Raw genomic sequence first — 17,884 nt, 5'->3', positions numbered from 1 at the left:
GTCTCGTGCCGAAGACCGGGCGGAAGCGCAGATGCCGCTCCTCCGCCCGGGGTATAGGTTGGTTTAGCCCTTGAGGACTTCAACCAGCGTCTTGCCGAGGCGGGCCGGAGACGGCGACACCTTGATGCCTGCCGATTCCATCGCCGCGATCTTCGATTCCGCGTCGCCCTTGCCGCCGGAAACCACGGCGCCGGCATGGCCCATAGTGCGGCCCTTCGGCGCCGTGCGGCCGGCAATGAAGCCGGCCATCGGCTTCTTGCGGCCCTTCTTGGCCTCGTCCTTGAGGAACTGCGCCGCGTCTTCCTCTGCCGAGCCGCCGATTTCGCCGATCATGATGATCGACTGGGTGGCTGCGTCGGCCAGGAACATTTCCAGCACGTCGATGAACTCGGTGCCCTTGACCGGGTCGCCGCCGATGCCAACGGCCGTCGTCTGGCCGAGGCCTTCATTGGAGGTCTGGAACACGGCTTCATAGGTCAGCGTGCCCGAACGGGAGACGATGCCGACCGAACCCTTGCGGAAGATCGAGCCCGGCATGATGCCGATCTTGCATTCTTCCGGCGTCATGATGCCCGGGCAGTTCGGCCCGAGCAGGCGCGACTTGGAGCGGTCGAGGCGCGCCTTGACGCGCACCATGTCCATGACGGGGATGCCTTCGGTGATGCAGGTGATGAACGGGATCTCGGCGTCGATCGCCTCGATGATCGCATCGGCAGCACCGGCCGGCGGAACATAGATGACGGTCGCGTCGGCGCCGGTCTTTTCCTTGCCCTCGGCAACGGTCGCGAAGATCGGCAGGCTTTCGCCCTTTGCGCCGGTCCAGGTTTCGCCGCCCTTCTTCGGGTGGATGCCGCCGACCATCTGCGTGCCGTAATAGGCGAGCGCCTGTTCGGTGTGGAACGTGCCGGTCTTGCCGGTCAGACCCTGAACGAGGATCTTGGTGTCTTTATTGACGAGAATAGACATTCTTTCAGATCCTTCAAAATTAGCCGTTGATCGCCGCGACGATCTTCTTGGCCGCATCGTCCAAGTCGTCAGCCGCCGTGATCGCCAGACCCGACTCGTTCAGGATCTTCTTGCCGAGCTCGACATTGGTGCCTTCAAGGCGCACGACGAGCGGAACCTTGAGGCCGACTTCCTTGACCGCGGCAATGACGCCCTCGGCGATGACATCGCACTTCATGATGCCGCCGAAGATGTTGACGAGAATGCCTTCGACCTTGGGGTCTGCGGTGATGATCTTGAAAGCCGCAGCAACCTTCTCCTTGCCGGCGCCGCCGCCGACGTCGCAGAAGTTGGCCGGCTCCTTGCCGTAGAGCTTGATGATATCCATCGTCGCCATGGCAAGGCCCGCGCCGTTGACCATGCAGCCGATGTTGCCGTCGAGCGCGACATAGGCGAGGTCCCACTTCGAGGCCTCGATTTCCTTGGCGTCTTCTTCGGTTTCGTCGCGCAGCGTCTTGACGTCGTCGTGACGGAAGAGCGCATTGCCGTCGAAGGACATCTTCGCGTCGAGAACACGCAGGCGGCCGTCCTTCATGACGATCAGCGGATTGACCTCGAGCAGCGCCATGTCCTTCTCGTTGAAGGCCTTGTAAAGCGCCGGGAAGAGCGACTTGGCATCTTCGGCGGCAGCGCCATCGAGCGCGAGCGCCTTGACGATCGCAGCAACGTCGGCAGCCGTCACGCCGGTCTCAGGATCGATGGCGATCGTCTGGATCTTCTCCGGCGTGTCATGGGCGACAGCCTCGATATCCATGCCGCCTTCGGTGGACACCACGAAAGCCACGCGGCCGACCGAGCGATCGACCAGCAGCGAGCAATAGAGCTCGCGAGCGATGTCGGCGCCGTCTTCGATGTAGAGGCGGTTGACCTGCTTGCCGGCTTCGCCGGTCTGCGCCGTCACCAGCGTATTCCCGAGCATTTCCTTGGCATGGGCGACCACTTCGTCGATCGACTTGGCGAGACGCACACCGCCCTTGGCATCGGGGCCCAGTTCCTTGAACTTGCCCTTGCCGCGGCCGCCGGCATGGATCTGGCTCTTGACCACGTAAAGCGGACCGGGAAGCGACTTGGCGGCAGCCTCGGCTTCTTCAACCTTGAGAATAGCCACACCTTCGGCAACCGGCGCGCCATAGCCCTTCAGCAGAGCCTTGGCCTGATATTCATGAATGTTCATGGGTGTATCCCTGTTTCGATTACTTCAGCCCAGCAACTACTTGAGGGCAGGCGCGATGTTGATGCAGGCTTCGCAGAGACCGGCGACGGCGCCGACGGACTTGTCGAAGGCTTCCTTCTCGGTCTTGTTGAGATCGATCTCGATGATGCGCTCGACGCCGCCGGCGCCGATGACGGTGGGAACGCCGACATACATGTCCTTGACGCCGTACTGGCCGCTGAGGTGAGCCGCGCAGGGCAGAACGCGCTTCTTGTCCTTGAGGTAGGATTCGGCCATCTCGATCGCCGAGGCGGCCGGGGCGTAATAGGCCGAGCCGGTCTTCAGCAGGCCGACGATCTCGGCGCCGCCGTCACGGGTGCGCTGGATGATCTCTTCGAGGCGCTCCTTGGTGACCCAGCCCATGGTGACGAGATCGGTGAGCGGAATGCCGCCGACCGTCGAGTAGCGGGCGAGCGGCACCATCGTGTCGCCGTGGCCGCCGAGAACGAAGGCCGTGACGTCCTGGACGGACACGTTGAATTCCTTGGCGAGGAAAAGCCGGAAGCGCGAGGAGTCGAGAACGCCGGCCATGCCGACGACCTTGTTGGCCGGAAGACCGGAAAACTTCTGCAGCGCCCAGACCATGGCGTCGAGCGGGTTGGTGATGCAGATCACGAAGGCATTCGGGGCATATTTCTTGATGCCGGCGCCGACCTGTTCCATGACCTTGAGGTTGATGCCGAGAAGATCGTCGCGGCTCATGCCCGGCTTGCGGGCAACGCCTGCGGTGACGATGCAGACGTCAGCGCCTTCGATCGCGGAATAGTCGCTGGCGCCCGTCAGGTTGACGTCGAAGCCTTCGACCGGCGAGGACTGGGAAATATCGAGACCCTTGCCCTGGGGGATGCCGTCGGCAATGTCGAAGAGGACGATGTCGCCCAGTTCCTTCAGGCCGGCGAGATGCGCCAGCGTGCCACCAATCATGCCAGAACCAATGAGTGCGATCTTGTTACGCGCCATTTCGCTGTTTCCTTTGCGATCAAATTCGTCGAGCGACACGCAGCAAGGCACCGCTCAATGACGCAATCGCATAGACCCAAAGCCTAAAAATGGCAATCCATTATTTTTGATGCAGCATTTTCAATCGTTTAGATATAAAAATTCTTACGTAAACGTAAGATATTATGTCACCGGATTGTTACTCTGCGGCGCGCTTCTCATGGTGCAGCGCAAGATATTCGGCGCTGCGCATCTCAAACAGCCGCGATGCGGTGCGGTCGAATTCAAAACCCTCGGTGCCCCGTCGGTGCACCAAAAGCTCCTCCGGCATCGCCGCCGCAGAAATGTAAAGCCGCACCGCATGATCGTAGAAGGTGTCGACCAGAATGATGAAGCGCTTGATCTGGTTGCGCTTTTCCGGCCCCAGCAAGGGAACGTGATCGAGGAAGACCATATCGAAGCGCTCGGCGATGGCGAGGAAATCGGCCGCCCCGAGCGGTCTGTCGCAAAGATCGGCGAAGGAAAACCGCGCCATGCGATCGACGGCGAGCGGCACATGGATGGCGCGCCCCTTCATCGGAATATCGAGCGGCTGCGCCTTGCGCCCGTGCAGTGCCTGCGTCCAGGACGCATCCATCGCCATGTCGTTATGGTCGTTGATCGGCACCAGATAGACCGGCTGGCTGCTCAGCTTTTCCATCCGGTAATCGGTCGGCGAATCCAGGGTGACGACGTCGACATGCTGCTTGAGAAGAGCGACGAAGGGCAGGAACAGGCCGCGATTGAGACCATCCGTGTAGAGATTGTCGGGCTCGACATTCGAGGTCGCGACCAGCACGCATCCGCGCGCGAATAGCTCGGAAAACAGCCGCGACAGGATCATCGCATCGGCGATGTCGGTGACCGTGAATTCGTCGAAGCAGAGCAGTTCCGCTTCCTCGTAAAGGGCTGCGGCAACCGGCGGCATCGGATCGGCCTGCTTCGTCTCGCCGTTCTTGAGCTTCAGCCGGTGCGCCGCGATGCGATTGTGCACATCCGCCATGAATTCGTGGAAATGCGCGCGGCGCTTCTTCCGGCACGGCGCCATCGAGAAGAACATGTCCATCAGCATGGTCTTGCCGCGCCCGACGCTGCCGTGGATATAAAGCCCCTTGATGCCAACGGCGGATTTCTTCTTGGCGGCGAACAGCCAGCCGAGCGCGCTCGATTTTGCCGCCGGCCGCCGCTGCTTCAGCCCGGCCAGCACCCGGTCGAGGCTCTTTGCCACGTCCATCTGGGCGGAATCGACCTGCAGCGCGCCCGAGGCGGTCAGCGCTTTAAGCTGTTCGCAGACGCTGAGCGCGTAGTCCGGCATGGGTTGCATGAGGGCATGTCCGCCTGTCAGTCATCGGCGGAGGCCCGCCGGATCGTTTACCGCGCCGGTTTCTTTTACCGCCGGTTGGTTTACCGGCTGAGGCTGATCTGCTGGCCCGTGCTGGTCTGGCCCTCGAAGCGGTTGTCGGCCGTCTTGTAGACGCTGCCGAGCTGGTTGCCCGAGCGGTCCTTGAGCAGCACCTGCTTGCCGGCAACCTCCCAGGAGCCCATCGCCGTCAGCTCGCCGACGCAGCCGCGCGTACCGCCGCGCGAACCGCTGCCGAGATTGGTCAGCGTCAGGAACATGTCGCAGCTGCCATTGACGCGCCAGCTTCCGACCATCGATTCCTTGGTGACATCGAGTGCATTCGCGGCCATTGCACCGGACTGCGCACCGGGCATCGGTGCCGTCGAGGCCGGCGCCGCCGGGAACTGCGAATTGTTGACCGGCGGAAGCTGCCCGCCCTGCACCGAGGGAACCGGCTGCGCCGTCAACGGCGCCGGCCCGGCATTCGGGCTGGAGTTGTAATCATATGCCGTACGCTGACAACCGGCTAGCGCGAGAGCCACCACCAGACCTGTCATCGCATATCGCAATTGCATCATCATACTCCTGAGTTCGGCCAGCGCCGCAGAGAAACCGGCGTGAGACAAGTCCGATTATCGTAACTCGCTTTGGTTAATCAAGTCGGACGGCATAAATTGCCCGTGACAACAACTAACCGAAAAACGATACAGTTCAACTGTCCCGCTGCAAAACTTCCTGCACATAGAATTTGTCAGCAAGGTGTTGCGCGCGCCGATCTCTGTCCGGATCCCGGTCGAACTCCCGCAATATCCCGGAATATCGCGCGCACCGGCACCGAGGCGCTGCGCGGCCTGGTCTCCGAAACGCCTCCGGGATCGAAGCCGTCTCTTCAACCATCGGCATGCATGCTGATCAGACCCGGCGCTCGACCATCATCTTCTTGATTTCGGCGATTGCCTTGGCCGGGTTGAGACCCTTCGGGCAGGTCTGCGCACAATTCATGATCGTGTGGCAGCGATAGAGGCGGAACGGGTCCTCAAGATTGTCGAGACGTTCGCCGGTCGCCTCGTCTCTGGAATCGATCAGCCAGCGATAGGCCTGCAGCAGCACGGCCGGACCGAGATAGCGGTCGCCGTTCCACCAGTAGCTCGGACAGGAGGTCGAGCAGCAGGCGCAGAGGATGCATTCATAGAGGCCGTCGAGCTTCTGCCGGTCCTCATGGCTCTGCTTCCACTCCTTGGCGGGCGCCGGCGACACCGTCTTCAGCCAGGGTTCGATCGAACGATGCTGGGCGTAGAAGTTGGTGAGGTCGGGCACCAGATCCTTGACGACAGGCAAATGCGGCAGCGGATAAATCTTCACCGCGCCGGTGATATCGTCGAGGCCCTTGGTGCAGGCGAGCGTATTGGTGCCGTCGATATTCATCGCGCAGGAGCCGCAGATACCCTCGCGACAGGAACGGCGCAGCGTCAGCGTCGGGTCGATCTTGTTCTTGATGTAGAGCAGACCGTCGAGCACCATCGGGCCGCAATCGTCGACATCGATATAGAAAGTATCGATAGACGGGTTCTGCCCGTCATCCGGGCTCCAGCGGTAGACGCGGAATTCGCGGGTGTTCGTCGCACCCGCCGGCTTCGGCCAGACCTTGCCTTCGCGCATCTGAGAATTCTTGGGGAGAGCGAGTTCAACCATACCAGGTTCCTCTTGAGATCAGTACACGCGAGCCTTCGGCTCGATCTTGTACGGATCGATGCCTTCGGCAATCAGCTGGGTGTGAACCGGGCGGTAGTCGAGCTTGACGTCGCCGGCTTCGCCGACCCAGGCAAGTGTGTGCTTGCGCCAGTTGACGTCGTCGCGGCCGGCGAATGCACCCTCGGTGTAATCCTCGCGGGCATGTGAACCGCGGCTCTCCTTGCGGGCTTCGGCGCCGTAGATCGTGGTGATGGCGTTGGCCATCAGGTTCTGCAGCTCCAGCGTCTCCACAAGATCCGAGTTCCAGATCATCGAGCGGTCGGTGACCTTGATATCGCGCATTTCCTGCCAGATCGCCGAGATGCGCCGGCAGCCGGATTCCAGCGATTCCTGCGTGCGGAAGACGGCCGCGTCTTCCTGCATGGCGCGCTGCATCTTCTCGCGCAGTTCCGCCGTCGGCGTGCCGCCGCTGGCGTGACGCAATCCGTCGAAGCGGTCCATGATCTTGTCGCAGGCAGCGACGTTGAGATGCGGGATCGGCGCCGCGCGGTCGATGACTTCGCCGGCGCGGATCGCAGCGGCGCGGCCGAAGACCACGAGGTCGATCAGTGAGTTGGAGCCGAGGCGGTTGGCGCCGTGCACCGAGGCGCAGCCGGCCTCACCGACAGCCATCAGGCCCGGAATGATCCGCTCCGGATTGGCGCTGTCGGCATTCAGCACTTCGCCCCAATAATTGGTGGGAATGCCGCCCATATTGTAGTGAACGGTCGGCAGAACAGGGATCGGCTCGCGGGTAACGTCGACGCCGGCGAAGATCTTGGCGCTCTCGGAAATGCCCGGCAGCCGCTCATGCAGCACGGCCGGATCGAGGTGGTCGAGATGCAGGAAGATGTGGTCCTTGTTCTTGCCGACGCCGCGGCCTTCGCGGATCTCCAGCGTCATGCAGCGCGAAACGACGTCGCGCGAGGCAAGGTCCTTGGCCGACGGCGCGTACCGCTCCATGAAGCGCTCGCCCTCGGAGTTGACGAGGTAACCGCCTTCGCCGCGTGCGCCTTCGGTGATCAGACAGCCCGAACCGTAGATGCCGGTCGGATGGAACTGGACGAATTCCATGTCCTGCAGCGGCAGGCCGGCGCGCGCCACCATGCCGCCGCCGTCGCCGGTGCAGGTGTGGGCAGAGGTCGCCGAGAAATAGGCGCGGCCGTAGCCGCCGGTCGCCAGCACCACCATCTTGGAGGCGAAGCGATGGATCGTGCCGTCGTCGAGGCACCAGGCGACGACGCCGGTGCAACGGCTGCCGTCTTCCGACATGATCAGGTCGAGCGCGAAATACTCGATGAAGAATTCGGCGTTGTGGCGCAGCGACTGGCCGTAGAGCGTGTGCAGGATGGCGTGGCCGGTGCGGTCGGCAACGGCGCAGGTGCGCTGCACCGGCGGGCCTTCACCGTAATTCTGCATATGGCCGCCGAACGGGCGCTGGTAGATCTTGCCTTCCTCGTTGCGCGAGAACGGCACGCCGTAATGTTCGAGCTCATAGACCGCCTTCGGCGCTTCCATGGTCAGATACTGCATGGCATCGACGTCGCCGAGCCAGTCGGACCCCTTGACGGTGTCGTAAAGGTGCCACTGCCAGCTGTCGGGCGTCATGTTGCGCAGCGACGCGGCGATGCCGCCCTGGGCCGCGACCGTGTGCGAGCGGGTCGGGAATACCTTCGTGATGCAGGCCGTGCGGAAACCCTGCTCGGCCATCCCGAGCGTGGCGCGCAAGCCGGCGCCGCCGGCGCCGACGACGATCACGTCGTAGGAATGATCGACATATTTGTAGGCCTTGCCGTTCTGGGCGGGTGAAGTCGGTGCCATAGCGAGCTTATCCTACGAATGCGATTTTCAGAATGGCGAAGAGACAGAGGCCGGCGATCAGGATCGCAAAGAAGGTGTTCAGCATTAGTAGAGCGATCTTGCCGAACTCGCCATGCACATAATCCTCGATGATGACCTGCATGCCGAGCTTCATGTGGATGACGCCTGAGATCACCATCAGCCCCATGACGACCGCGACGAACGGGTTCGACAGCGCGCGGACCACATCCGCATAGGGCGCGCCGGCATAGGCGATCATGAAGAAGAGGAAGAACAGGATGAGCGGAACATTGGCGACGGCCGTCAGACGCTGGCGCCAGAAATGGTCCGTGCCGTCCTTGGCGGAGCCGAGCCCGCGAACCTTGCCGAGGGGGGTGCGCATATCCATGAGAGGACCTTCAGAAGCGAATGAGGAAGCCGATCACCCAGACCAGCACGGTCAGACAGAGCGACCCGACGATGTTGGCGATGGCGAGCTTGGTCGAGAATTCCTTCCCGAAGCCGTAGCCGAGATCCCACATGAAATGGCGGAAGCCGCCGAGCATGTGGTGCAGCAGCGCCCAAGTATAGCCGAGCAGCACGAGCTTGCCGAGAAGGCTGCCGAGCACCCAGTTGGCCCAGTCATAGGAGCCCTGGCCGCTTGCCGCCGCGATCAGCCACCAGGCGACCAGCAGCGTGCCGACATAGAGCGCACCGCCGGTAATGCGGTGGACGATGGACATGACCATGGTGGGAATAGGTTTGTAGATTTGCAAATGCGGCGACAGGGGCCGGTTATTTGTCACGTTCGCCATCAGAACCTCGCGGCGGCTTCTCTGCGCTCCCGGATTTCGGAGCATGCTCAGTCAACCACACGAACGACAAATTCTCTGTGTGCGTTGCATCAATTGCGACGTTTAATCACCGAAAACGCCGACGACAAGCACAATCGCTGTCTTGCCTTAATTTAATCGATTCGGGTTACCACGAAATTTGCAGGCCAGCGAAACTGGTGTTTTCAGCTCAATATTTATGCCGTTCTTCCGAGCCGCATGGACAAGCTGCCGCTTTTGGCGCAATCTGGCGTTAACGATTTGTTAACGATCGGAATTCCGGAGGCCGGCGTCCATGTTTCGCAGTCTATCCGCAGTCGCCCTGCTTGCCCTGTCTGCACTTGCCGTGTTCCCCGCCACTGCCGGCGAGCGCCGTTTTGATCATCGCTTCGCTGATCAACGCGTCGTTGGCCATCGCCACGCCTTTCACAACGGGTTGTTTCTCGGCCGACATATGGGCTGGCGCGATCGCGGCATCCGTTTCGACAGCGCCTATGGCCGCGGGCACCACAGAGAGCGGATGCCGTTCTTGAAGCAGTTTTCGTCGGCGGCGACCAATCGCGTCTCTCGCAGCGGCCTGATCATCATCGCACCCCAGCCGCCGGGTGGCGACGGCGGCGACACCTATGCCGGCTCCTATGCCTATCAGGTCGATGGCGGGACGTATGTCGGCGGCAATGGATACGGATATTATCCGGCGGCACGGCCCGAGCCGACGGCCCCGAAGGCAAAGGTCATCGACGTGGCCGTCCAGGACGACCCCTGCACCTACGAGGCCAATGTCTGCGTCATCCGGCCCTAAGATCTTGAGCCGAACCGCCACACCGTCGTCTTCTTGATTTCGCTGTCTTCCAGCGCCCGCGTCACCGGCACCTCGTAAACCGCGCGGAATTCCAGCCGGTCCCGCGGCAGATAGCTGCGGCCGGGATCGCCGACCAGAACCAGCTTGCCCTCCGCCGTCAGCCGCGACAGCCAGGGAATGAGGGCGTCGGCAAAGGCGCGGTCGTAGAAGACGTCGCCGGCAAGCACGATATCCGCATCGACGACCCTGCCGATCAGATCGGCGCCGGTAAATCCGAGGAAAACGCCATTGGCTTCGGCATTCAGCCGGATCGCGCTCTCCGTCCAGGGATCGATATCGGCGGCCGTCACTTCAAGGGCGCCGGCCATCGCAGCCGCTATGCCGACGAGGCCGGAGCCGCTGGCGAAATCCAGCACGCGCTTGCCGCGCACCATCTCAGGATGATCGAGGATATAGCGCGCCAGTCCCTGGCCGCCCGCCCAGGCAAAAGCCCAGAAGGGCGGCGGCAGGCCGATCGCCTCCAGCTCCTCCTCCGTCTTCAGCCAGAGTTCATGGGCTTCGCTTGCCAGATGCAGCGAAATCTCCGGAACATGCGGCGGCGCCATCACGCTGGTATTGGCGCGGATGAAGGCTTCGGGATCGGTTTTCAACGCGGCGGATTGTCCAGCCCGCCCATGCGGCAGACTTCGGCCCATTCGTCGTCCGTCACCGGCTGCACGGAAAGGCGCATGGAGGTGACGAGCGACATCTTGGCGAGTTTTTCGCTCGCCTTGACATCCTTCAGCGTCACCGGCTTCGGCATGTCCATGACGGCGCGAATATGGACGCAATCCCACTTCGGGTCGCCCTTGGCGGTGGAATCGGGCTGCGACAGGGCGGAAACTTCGACAATCCCGACGATCTCCAGCCCGTCATTGGAATGATAGAAGAAGCCCTTGTCGCCGATCTGCATCGCCCGCATGTTGTTGCGCGCCAGATAATTGCGTACGCCGGTCCATTCCGTGCCCTTTTCGCCGGCAGCCTTCTGCTGCTCCCAGGACCAGGAGGCGGGTTCGGATTTATAAAGCCAGTGCGCCATGCCTCACGCCTCCGGCTTGTTGAAGACCCAGTTATAGGCCTTGACCTCGACGCTTTCGAACAGCCCGGCCTTGGCATAGGGATCGGCATCGGCAAGCGCCCGCGCCGCCTCCTTCGTCTCCGCTTCGACGATGATCAGGCTGCCGCAGGCTTTGCCCTCGTCATCGAGAAACGGGCCGGCGATCTTCAGCGTGCCCGCGGCGTTCAGCCCGTTCAGATAGTCGAGATGCGTCGGACGCGTCTCCATGCGCACGTTCAGATGGCCCGGCTTGTCCTTGCAGAGAAGGGCGAAAAGCATGTCTGTCTCCTATTCGGTGGTGATTGGGCGCGTCATCAGCTGCTCGATCGCTTCTGCTATATCGAGCCTGCCGTCGATGATGGCGGAAACGGCGTCGGTGATCGGCATGCTGACCGCAAGCTCTGCCGCAAGCCGCGAGGCGACGGAGGCGGCAAGCGCGCCTTCCACCAGCGCGCCCTGCAGCGGATCGGCTTTTTCGCCGCGCCCGAGCGCGATGCCGAAGCGCAGGTTTCGCGATTGATGGCTGGTTGCCGTCAGCACCAGATCGCCGAGACCGGAAAGCCCGCGCACCGTATCGGCCTGCCCGCCCTTGGCGACGACGAAGCGCGACATTTCCGCAAGCCCGCGCGCAATCAGCGCCGCACGGGCGGAATCGCCGATGCCGCCGCCTTCGACGATGCCGCAGGCAATCGCCAGCACATTCTTCAGCGCGCCGCCGAGCTGCACGCCGATCCGGTCGCTCGAAGCATAGAGCCGGAAGGTCCGGCCTGATATCGCCTGGGCAAGCCGCTCGGCGACCTCCATATCCTCGGCCGCAATCGCCATCGCCGTCGGCAGACCCTTGGCGATATCGGCGGCGAAGCCCGGGCCGGAGAGCACGGCGATGGGATGGTCGGGCAGTTCCCGTTCCAGCATGTCGGTCAGAAGGTTGCCGGTCGCCCGCTCGATGCCCTTGGCGCAGGTGACGACAATGGCATCCTTGGAGAGATAGGGGCCGTACTGCCGGGCCGCATCGGCCTGCGCCTGCGACGGCATGGCAAAAAGCACGATCGAGGCGCCGGCGATCGCCTCCGCCTCGGCGGAAAATTCCAGCGTATCGGGCAGGTAAATACCGGGCAGCGCCGCATCATGCAGCCGTTCGGCCTTCAGATCTGAAATCAGCGACGGATTACGCCCGACAAGCGTCACCGCGCTGCGGCCGGCAAGGGCGATGACGGCGGCGAGCGCCGTTCCGAAAGCCCCCGATCCGACGACGGCGATGTTTTCGCTCATGCCTTGGCCCCTCTCTTTCCGAAACCGATCAGCGTTTGCGCATTGGAATCGAGCGGCCAGCGCGAGCGCGGCTGGACGTCGAGCGGATCCGGCGCGGCACCGGTCGCCATGCGCTCCAGCCCCGCCCAGGCGATCATCACCGCATTGTCGGTGCAGAGGCTGAGCGGCGGCGCGATGAAGCGGAAGCCGTTCTTGTCGCAGAGCGCCTGCAGCGTGCCGCGCAATTCGAGATTGGCGGCGACGCCGCCGGCAACGACAAGCGCCGGCTTCTCACCAGTCGCTGAGCCAGCCGCTGGCAATGTCGCGACAAATTCCGTTTTGAACCGCTGCAGGCCGCGGCCGATACGGTCCTTCAGCGTCCGCGAAATCGCCTTCTGGAACGAGGCGCAGATATCGGCCACATCCTGATCGCTGAGTGGCGCGATATCCTGCGCCGCCTGCCGCACAGCTGTCTTCAGGCCGGAGAAGGAGAAATCGAGCCGTGCCTCGCCGACCAGCGGCCGCGGAAAGTCGAAGCGATCGGGGTTGCCGGCCTGCGCCATCCGCTCCACCGCCGGGCCGCCGGGATAGGGCAGGCCGAGCAGCTTTGCCGTCTTGTCGAAGGCTTCGCCCAGCGCATCGTCGATCGTCGTGCCCCAGCGCTCGTACTGCCCGACACCACGCACCAGGATGAGCTGGGTGTGGCCGCCGGAAACAAGCAGCATCAGATAGGGAAAGGAAAGCCCGTCCGTCAGCCGCGCCGTCAGCGCATGGCCTTCGAGATGGTTGATCGCATAGAGCGGCTTGCCGGCGGCTCTGGCGATCGCCTTGCCGGTCATCAAGCCGACAAGCAGCCCGCCGATCAGCCCCGGCCCCGACGTGGCGGCGATGGCATCGACATCATCGAGCGACACATTGGCGCGCTTCAGCGCCTCCTCGATCAGCTCGTCCAGCGCTTCGACATGGGCGCGTGCGGCGATCTCTGGCACCACGCCGCCATAGGCGCTATGCTCGTCGAGCTGGGAAAGCACGACATCCGACAGCACGTTGGACTGCCCCTCCGCGTCGCGCTCGACGACCGCGGCGGCGGTCTCGTCGCAGCTCGTTTCGATGCCAAGGATGCGCAGAAAGGGAACCATGAAGCCTGTTCGTTGATTGCGATGGGATGGAAACCCGTTTACGAGAACTCCGGTAACAACGGAATAGAGCGGATGCAAACAAAACCTTTCCGGATCGGTACGCGGGGCAGCCCGCTGGCGCTTGCCCAGGCGCATGAGGCCCGCGACAGGCTGATGGCGGCGCATCATCTGCCCGAGGAAATGTTCGAGATCGTCGTGCTGACGACCAAGGGCGACCGCATCACCGACCGATCGCTGGCCGAGATCGGCGGCAAGGGCCTGTTCACCGAGGAGCTTGAACAGAAGCTTACATCAGGCGAGCTGGATTTCGCCGTGCATTCCGCCAAGGATATGGCGACGAAACTGCCCGAGGGGCTTCATCTCTCCGCCTATCTGCCGCGTGAAGATATCCGCGACGCCGTCATCGGCCGCACCGCGCCCAAACTGATCGACCTGCCGCATGGCGCCACCGTCGGTTCCTCGTCGCTGCGCCGCCAGGCGCTGATCCGCCGCATGCGGCCCGATATCAATGTCGTGACCTTCCGCGGCCTGGTGGAAACGCGCCTGCGCAAGCTCGAAGAGGGCGAGGTCGACGCGACGCTCTTGGCGCTTGCCGGCCTGAAACGGCTGGGGAAGGTCGAGGTTATCACAGATATCCTCGATCCCGACAGTTTCCCGCCGGCGCCGGCGCAGGGGGCGATCTGCATCGAAAGCCGCATCGGCGATAACAGGATCGACGATCTGCTGGCGCCGGTCAACGATGCCGCGACCTTCGACACCGTCTCCTGCGAACGCGCCTTCCTCGCCGCGCTCGACGGCTCCTGCCGCACGCCGATCGGCGGTTATGCCGTCTGCGAAGGCGATCTGATCCGCTTCTCCGGCCTCATCATCACCCCTGACGGCCGCAGCCAGCATGCGGTGACGACCGACGGCCACCGCCGCGATGCGGCGGCCCTCGGCACCCGCGCCGGCCAGGACGTGCGCGCCAGGGCCGGCAGCGCGTTCTTCGACGACTGGCACTGACGCGGCCATGCGCGTGCTCGTCACCCGCCCCGCGCATTCGGCTGGAAAAACCGCACAACGGTTGCGCGACATGGGCCACGAGCCGCTGCTGCTGCCGCTGCGCCGACCGGCGCATGACAGCGCCGTGGCCGCACGTGCGCTTGCAGCCAGCCGCGGCCCGATCGCCGTGACCAGCGCCGAAGCCGTCAGGGTCATCTCTACTCTTGGTGAGCAACTTCGTCCGCATCTTGCCCGCCCGCTTTTCGCCGTCGGGGAGACGACCGCGGAAGCAGCGCGCAGCCTCGGCTTCCGCTCGGTCGCTTCGTCCCGAGGCAATGGCGGCGATCTCGCCGAGCTCGTCGGCGCGCAGATAGAGGACTTGCTCTACCTTGCCGGCACGCCGCGTGCGGAAACCTTCGAAGCAGGATTGCGTGAGCTCGGCATCCGCTTTTCCGTCGCTGAATGTTATCGCATGCAGCCGGTTGCCCCCCGCCCGGCCGAGATCGAAGCGATTTTTGCGGGCGGCCTGCCGGAGGCGGTTCTCTTCTATTCCCGGCAGACGGCCGAGGATTTTTTCAGCGTGACGGAACTCCGCTCGGCCCTGCCGGAGGAAAGCGGAATCCGCCTTCTTTGCCTCAGCGAAGGGGTGGCGCAAGCCATTCCGGCGACGCTGAGAAAAAATGCGGCGATTGCACCGATGCCGGATGAGAAAAGTCTTTTGTCGCTGCTTTGAATGCTTTACCGCCCAAATTTGATCTAACCTCTTCCCTTAATTGGCATCACTGTCTAGTTTCGTTGCAATGCAGGATAAAGAGGACCTCATGGTATCGGGAAACCCGCCACGCCATTCGAAGAGCGCCGACGAGCCGGTCACGATCGACCTCGAAGCACAGGATTTCGCCTCTGCAGCCGATACCGAAAAACCGGTCGAGAATGATGTCGGCGATGCCGACAACAGCCCCGCCGATGCCGGTGTGACATCCGAAACCGACGCTGCGCCGCAGGTCGAAGATGAACCGGCCGAGCCGGAAAAAGCCGAAGACGAAGACCAGCCCGCAACGGATTCGCGCCAGGAGCAGCCCGCCCCCGAGCCTGCCTTCACGCCTCCTCCCGAACAGCCGCGGCGCGCCGGCACCTCCGGTCTCATCGCCGCCGGCATCTTCGGCGGCCTCGTGGCGCTGCTTGGCGCCGGCGCCATTCAATATGCCGGCTATCTCCCGGGCTCCTCGGCGCCGCAGACGACCTCGCCTGACATCGCCGATCTGTCCGGCGAGATCGACGGCCTGAAACAGGCGGTCGCCAATCTTGCCGCCAATCCGGCGAGCGCAGATGACAGTGCGCTTGAAAAGCGTCTCGCCGCGCTGGAAACGTCTGCCAAGGCGCCCGCGGCCGCCGCACCGGCGGATTCGGCAAATGTCGAGGCACTCAACCAGAAGATTGCGGAACTGACCGGTCAGGTCGACCAGCTGCGCGCGACACTCGCCCAGTCTTCCGAGCAGCAGACGACGAGCGGCGCCGATATCGCCAAGCGTCTCGACGAGGCTGAGAAGAAACTGAACGCGCCGCGCGAGGATGTCGCCGTCGCCCGGGCGATCGCGGCGGCCGCCCTCAAGGCGGCGATCGATCGCGGCGGCCCGTTCCTGGCCGAACTCGACACCTTCGCCGGCGTTGCACCCGACGATCCGGCTGTCGCCGACCTCCGCGCCTTTGCCGAAACCGGCATTCCCTCGCGCGCCGAACTCATGCGTCAGGTGCCCGATGTCGCCACCGCGATCGTCGAAGCCGTCAACCAGCCGGATCCGAACGAGAGCTGGTCGGACCGGCTGATGTCGAGCGCCAAGTCGCTGGTATCAGTCCGCCCCGTCGGCAATATCGAGGGCGACAGCGTCGAAGCCGTCGCTGCCCGCATGGAGGACAAGGTGAAGAGCGGCGATCTGCCCGGCGCTTCCGCCGAATGGAACAGCCTGCCGGCTCCCGGCAAGCAGGCTTCCGCCGCCTTCAAGCAATCGCTCGAAGCGCGTATCCGCGTCGAGGAACTGGTCGGCGGGGCGCTGTCGAAAGCGGTTTCCGGCACCGGCAAGGAGGGATGAGACCATGCTGATCCGCCTTGTCGCCTTCGCCCTCTTCGTGCTGCTTCTCGCCTATGGCTTCTCCTGGCTCGCCGATCGTCCCGGCGACCTCTCGCTGATCTGGGAGGGCCAGATCTACCAGACGAAGCTGATCGTCGCCGCCAGTGCGATCATCGCTCTCGTTGCCGCCGTGATGATCGTCTGGTGGTTCATCCGCCTGGTCTGGACCTCGCCGCATTCGGTGACGCGTTATTTCCGCGCCCGCAAGCGCGACCGCGGTTATCAGGCGCTGTCGACCGGCCTGATCGCCGCCGGCGCCGGCAATGCGGCTCTCGCCCGCAAGATGGCCGCCCGCTCGCGCGGCCTCATCCGCGCCGATCAGGAGCCACTGATCAACCTGCTCGAGGCCCAGGCCGCCCTGATCGAAGGCCGCCATGACGAGGCGCGCGCCAAGTTCGAGGCCATGGCCAACGACCCCGAGACACGCGAACTCGGTCTGCGCGGCCTCTATCTCGAGGCCCGCCGCCTCGGGGCCAACGAGGCCGCCCGCCAATATGCCGAGAAAGCCGCCGACACCGCGCCCTATCTGCCCTGGGCCGCGCAGGCGACGCTCGAATACCGCAGCCAGGCCGGCCGCTGGGACGATGCGATCCGCCTGCTCGAACAGCAGAAGGCCGCCCGCGTCGTCGAAAAGGCCGACGCCAACCGTCTGCACGCCGTCCTCCTGACGGCGCGCGCCGGCGAGAAGCTGGAAGGTAACCCGACCGGCGCCCGCGACGACGCGCAGCAGGCGCTGAAGCTTGCCGCCGATTTCATTCCGGCCGCCCTCATTGCCGCAAAGGCGCTGTTTCGCGAAGGCGGCGTGCGCAAGGCCGCCTCGATCCTCGAACAGGCATGGAAATCGGCGCCGCATCCCGAGATCGGCCAGGCCTATGTCAGGGCCCGCAGCGGCGATTCCACCCTCGACCGGCTGAAGCGCGCCGAACGGCTGGAAGGACTGCGGCCGAACAACGTCGAATCCCTTGTCGTCGTCGCCCAGGCGGCGCTCGACGCGCAGGAATTCGCCAAGGCCCGCACCAAGGCGGAAGCCGCCGCCCGCATGCAGCCGCGCGAAGCCGCCTTCCTGCTTTTGGCCGATATCGAGGAAGCAGAGACCGGAGACCAGGGCCGCGTGCGCCACTGGCTGGCCCAGGCGCTGAAAGCCCCGCGCGATCCGGCCTGGGTGGCGGACGGTTTCGTGTCGGAGAAATGGCTGCCGGTATCGCCGGTAACCGGCCGCCTCGACGCCTTCGAATGGAAGGCGCCCTTCGGCCAGATCGAGGGGCCGCTCGAAGACGGCTCAGTGCCGCCCTCGATCGAAACCGCTTTGAAGACATTGCCGCCGCTGCGCGATATCAGGCCGGAAAGCCCGGTCAACGACCATCGCATCATCGAACTGGAACGCGCCGCGACGATCGCCGAGGCTGTGCGCCCGACGCCGGCCCCGGCAAAACCGAAGCCCGCCGAACCCGTCAGCGATAAAGCACCGGCACCGAGCGAAGCCAAACCTTTCTTTGGCGGCCGGCCGGATGATCCCGGCGTTCGCGATACCAGGGTGGAACCGGAACCCAAGACACGGCTCCGCCTTTTCTGAAATGGAACGAA

Annotated in this window: 19 protein-coding genes; 5 read left to right on the top strand and 14 right to left on the bottom strand. The window is 63.8% G+C overall.

Going from position 1 to position 17,884, the window contains the following annotated elements; translation table 11 throughout:
- Window positions 1-63: 63 nt before the first annotated feature.
- The 9 genes from sucD to sdhC form a co-directional block, all read right to left on the bottom strand.
- Window positions 64-966 (bottom strand): succinate--CoA ligase subunit alpha, encoded by a 903-nt coding sequence (sucD, locus tag QMO80_RS14545; RefSeq protein WP_064840977.1) that lies wholly within the window; start codon window positions 964-966, stop codon window positions 64-66.
- Between the two features lie 19 nt (window positions 967-985).
- Window positions 986-2,179, bottom strand: coding sequence for an ADP-forming succinate--CoA ligase subunit beta (sucC, locus tag QMO80_RS14540; RefSeq protein WP_283197199.1), 1,194 nt, complete (start codon window positions 2,177-2,179; stop codon window positions 986-988).
- Window positions 2,180-2,215: 36 nt separating this feature from the next.
- Entirely contained in the window at window positions 2,216-3,178 is a 963-nt protein-coding gene (mdh, locus tag QMO80_RS14535) for a malate dehydrogenase (protein WP_003543522.1), read from the bottom strand.
- Between the two features lie 178 nt (window positions 3,179-3,356).
- A complete protein-coding gene (gene zapE, locus QMO80_RS14530; RefSeq protein ID WP_283197198.1) occupies window positions 3,357-4,520 on the bottom strand; it encodes a cell division protein ZapE in 1,164 nt (387 codons plus the stop codon).
- Between the two features lie 80 nt (window positions 4,521-4,600).
- Window positions 4,601-5,113, bottom strand: coding sequence for a protease inhibitor Inh/omp19 family protein (locus QMO80_RS14525; RefSeq protein ID WP_012559213.1), 513 nt, complete (start codon window positions 5,111-5,113; stop codon window positions 4,601-4,603).
- Window positions 5,114-5,450: 337 nt separating this feature from the next.
- Window positions 5,451-6,230 (bottom strand): succinate dehydrogenase iron-sulfur subunit, encoded by a 780-nt coding sequence (locus tag QMO80_RS14520; protein ID WP_049733450.1) that lies wholly within the window; start codon window positions 6,228-6,230, stop codon window positions 5,451-5,453.
- Window positions 6,231-6,248: 18 nt separating this feature from the next.
- Window positions 6,249-8,090 (bottom strand): succinate dehydrogenase flavoprotein subunit, encoded by a 1,842-nt coding sequence (sdhA, locus tag QMO80_RS14515; RefSeq protein WP_283197197.1) that lies wholly within the window; start codon window positions 8,088-8,090, stop codon window positions 6,249-6,251.
- Window positions 8,091-8,097: 7 nt separating this feature from the next.
- The gene (gene sdhD, locus QMO80_RS14510) at window positions 8,098-8,478 is read right to left on the bottom strand and encodes a succinate dehydrogenase, hydrophobic membrane anchor protein (protein ID WP_003567272.1); all 381 of its coding nucleotides are present in this window, start codon (window positions 8,476-8,478) and stop codon (window positions 8,098-8,100) included.
- 10 nt (window positions 8,479-8,488) lie between these two features.
- The gene (gene sdhC, locus QMO80_RS14505; RefSeq protein WP_064841476.1) at window positions 8,489-8,884 is read right to left on the bottom strand and encodes a succinate dehydrogenase, cytochrome b556 subunit; all 396 of its coding nucleotides are present in this window, start codon (window positions 8,882-8,884) and stop codon (window positions 8,489-8,491) included.
- 313 nt (window positions 8,885-9,197) lie between these two features.
- On the opposite strand from sdhC, the gene QMO80_RS14500 reads away from it, so the two are divergent.
- Window positions 9,198-9,704 carry a hypothetical protein gene (locus QMO80_RS14500; protein WP_283197196.1) on the top strand — a complete coding sequence of 169 codons (507 nt, stop codon included), beginning with the start codon at window positions 9,198-9,200 and terminating at the stop codon, window positions 9,702-9,704.
- Here the strand turns inward: QMO80_RS14500 and QMO80_RS14495 are convergent.
- Genes QMO80_RS14495 through tsaD form a run of 5 tightly spaced genes read right to left on the bottom strand, consistent with a single transcriptional unit; the run spans window position 9,701 to window position 13,190 of the window.
- On the bottom strand, window positions 9,701-10,354 hold the full coding sequence (locus QMO80_RS14495) for a methyltransferase (protein WP_283197195.1): 654 nt from the start codon (window positions 10,352-10,354) through the stop codon (window positions 9,701-9,703). The genes QMO80_RS14500 and QMO80_RS14495 overlap by 4 nt on opposite strands.
- Entirely contained in the window at window positions 10,351-10,782 is a 432-nt protein-coding gene (locus QMO80_RS14490) for an EVE domain-containing protein (protein ID WP_049733437.1), read from the bottom strand. Before QMO80_RS14490 ends, QMO80_RS14495 begins: the two co-directional genes overlap by 4 nt.
- A 3-nt stretch (window positions 10,783-10,785) precedes the next feature.
- The gene (locus tag QMO80_RS14485; RefSeq protein WP_283197194.1) at window positions 10,786-11,079 is read right to left on the bottom strand and encodes a YciI-like protein; all 294 of its coding nucleotides are present in this window, start codon (window positions 11,077-11,079) and stop codon (window positions 10,786-10,788) included.
- Window positions 11,080-11,088: 9 nt separating this feature from the next.
- Window positions 11,089-12,072 (bottom strand): NAD(P)H-dependent glycerol-3-phosphate dehydrogenase, encoded by a 984-nt coding sequence (locus tag QMO80_RS14480; protein ID WP_283197193.1) that lies wholly within the window; start codon window positions 12,070-12,072, stop codon window positions 11,089-11,091.
- Window positions 12,069-13,190, bottom strand: coding sequence for a tRNA (adenosine(37)-N6)-threonylcarbamoyltransferase complex transferase subunit TsaD (gene tsaD / locus QMO80_RS14475; RefSeq protein ID WP_283197192.1), 1,122 nt, complete (start codon window positions 13,188-13,190; stop codon window positions 12,069-12,071). Before tsaD ends, QMO80_RS14480 begins: the two co-directional genes overlap by 4 nt.
- A 72-nt stretch (window positions 13,191-13,262) precedes the next feature.
- Here tsaD and hemC point away from each other — a divergent pair, with 72 nt between their 5' ends.
- The 4 genes from hemC to QMO80_RS14455 all read left to right on the top strand — a co-directional run bounded on the left by hemC (window position 13,263) and on the right by QMO80_RS14455 (window position 17,873).
- The gene (gene hemC, locus QMO80_RS14470) at window positions 13,263-14,192 is read left to right on the top strand and encodes a hydroxymethylbilane synthase (RefSeq protein ID WP_283197191.1); all 930 of its coding nucleotides are present in this window, start codon (window positions 13,263-13,265) and stop codon (window positions 14,190-14,192) included.
- Between the two features lie 7 nt (window positions 14,193-14,199).
- A complete protein-coding gene (locus tag QMO80_RS14465; RefSeq protein ID WP_283197190.1) occupies window positions 14,200-14,904 on the top strand; it encodes a uroporphyrinogen-III synthase in 705 nt (234 codons plus the stop codon).
- A gap of 67 nt (window positions 14,905-14,971) precedes the next feature.
- Entirely contained in the window at window positions 14,972-16,261 is a 1,290-nt protein-coding gene (locus QMO80_RS14460; protein WP_283197189.1) for a COG4223 family protein, read from the top strand.
- A gap of 4 nt (window positions 16,262-16,265) precedes the next feature.
- A complete protein-coding gene (locus tag QMO80_RS14455) occupies window positions 16,266-17,873 on the top strand; it encodes a heme biosynthesis protein HemY (RefSeq protein WP_283197188.1) in 1,608 nt (535 codons plus the stop codon).
- The last annotated feature ends 11 nt before the right edge of the window (window positions 17,874-17,884 follow it).

This window comes from Rhizobium sp. BT03 (genome assembly GCF_030053155.1).
In the GTDB taxonomy this organism is placed as follows: domain Bacteria; phylum Pseudomonadota; class Alphaproteobacteria; order Rhizobiales; family Rhizobiaceae; genus Rhizobium.
This window is presented reverse-complemented; position numbering and strand designations above follow the sequence as displayed.

Coding starts and splice junctions, on each gene's coding strand:
- sucD (WP_064840977.1), bottom strand. CDS start 966: ATGTCTATTCTCGTCAATAAAGACACCAAGATCCTCGTTCAGGGTCTG.
- sucC (WP_283197199.1), bottom strand. CDS start 2,179: ATGAACATTCATGAATATCAGGCCAAGGCTCTGCTGAAGGGCTATGGC.
- mdh (WP_003543522.1), bottom strand. CDS start 3,178: ATGGCGCGTAACAAGATCGCACTCATTGGTTCTGGCATGATTGGTGGC.
- zapE (WP_283197198.1), bottom strand. CDS start 4,520: ATGCAACCCATGCCGGACTACGCGCTCAGCGTCTGCGAACAGCTTAAA.
- QMO80_RS14525 (WP_012559213.1), bottom strand. CDS start 5,113: ATGCAATTGCGATATGCGATGACAGGTCTGGTGGTGGCTCTCGCGCTA.
- QMO80_RS14520 (WP_049733450.1), bottom strand. CDS start 6,230: ATGGTTGAACTCGCTCTCCCCAAGAATTCTCAGATGCGCGAAGGCAAG.
- sdhA (WP_283197197.1), bottom strand. CDS start 8,090: ATGGCACCGACTTCACCCGCCCAGAACGGCAAGGCCTACAAATATGTC.
- sdhD (WP_003567272.1), bottom strand. CDS start 8,478: ATGGATATGCGCACCCCCCTCGGCAAGGTTCGCGGGCTCGGCTCCGCC.
- sdhC (WP_064841476.1), bottom strand. CDS start 8,884: ATGGCGAACGTGACAAATAACCGGCCCCTGTCGCCGCATTTGCAAATC.
- QMO80_RS14500 (WP_283197196.1), top strand. CDS start 9,198: ATGTTTCGCAGTCTATCCGCAGTCGCCCTGCTTGCCCTGTCTGCACTT.
- QMO80_RS14490 (WP_049733437.1), bottom strand. CDS start 10,782: ATGGCGCACTGGCTTTATAAATCCGAACCCGCCTCCTGGTCCTGGGAG.
- QMO80_RS14485 (WP_283197194.1), bottom strand. CDS start 11,079: ATGCTTTTCGCCCTTCTCTGCAAGGACAAGCCGGGCCATCTGAACGTG.
- QMO80_RS14480 (WP_283197193.1), bottom strand. CDS start 12,072: ATGAGCGAAAACATCGCCGTCGTCGGATCGGGGGCTTTCGGAACGGCG.
- tsaD (WP_283197192.1), bottom strand. CDS start 13,190: ATGGTTCCCTTTCTGCGCATCCTTGGCATCGAAACGAGCTGCGACGAG.
- hemC (WP_283197191.1), top strand. CDS start 13,263: ATGCAAACAAAACCTTTCCGGATCGGTACGCGGGGCAGCCCGCTGGCG.
- QMO80_RS14465 (WP_283197190.1), top strand. CDS start 14,200: ATGCGCGTGCTCGTCACCCGCCCCGCGCATTCGGCTGGAAAAACCGCA.
- QMO80_RS14460 (WP_283197189.1), top strand. CDS start 14,972: ATGCAGGATAAAGAGGACCTCATGGTATCGGGAAACCCGCCACGCCAT.
- QMO80_RS14455 (WP_283197188.1), top strand. CDS start 16,266: ATGCTGATCCGCCTTGTCGCCTTCGCCCTCTTCGTGCTGCTTCTCGCC.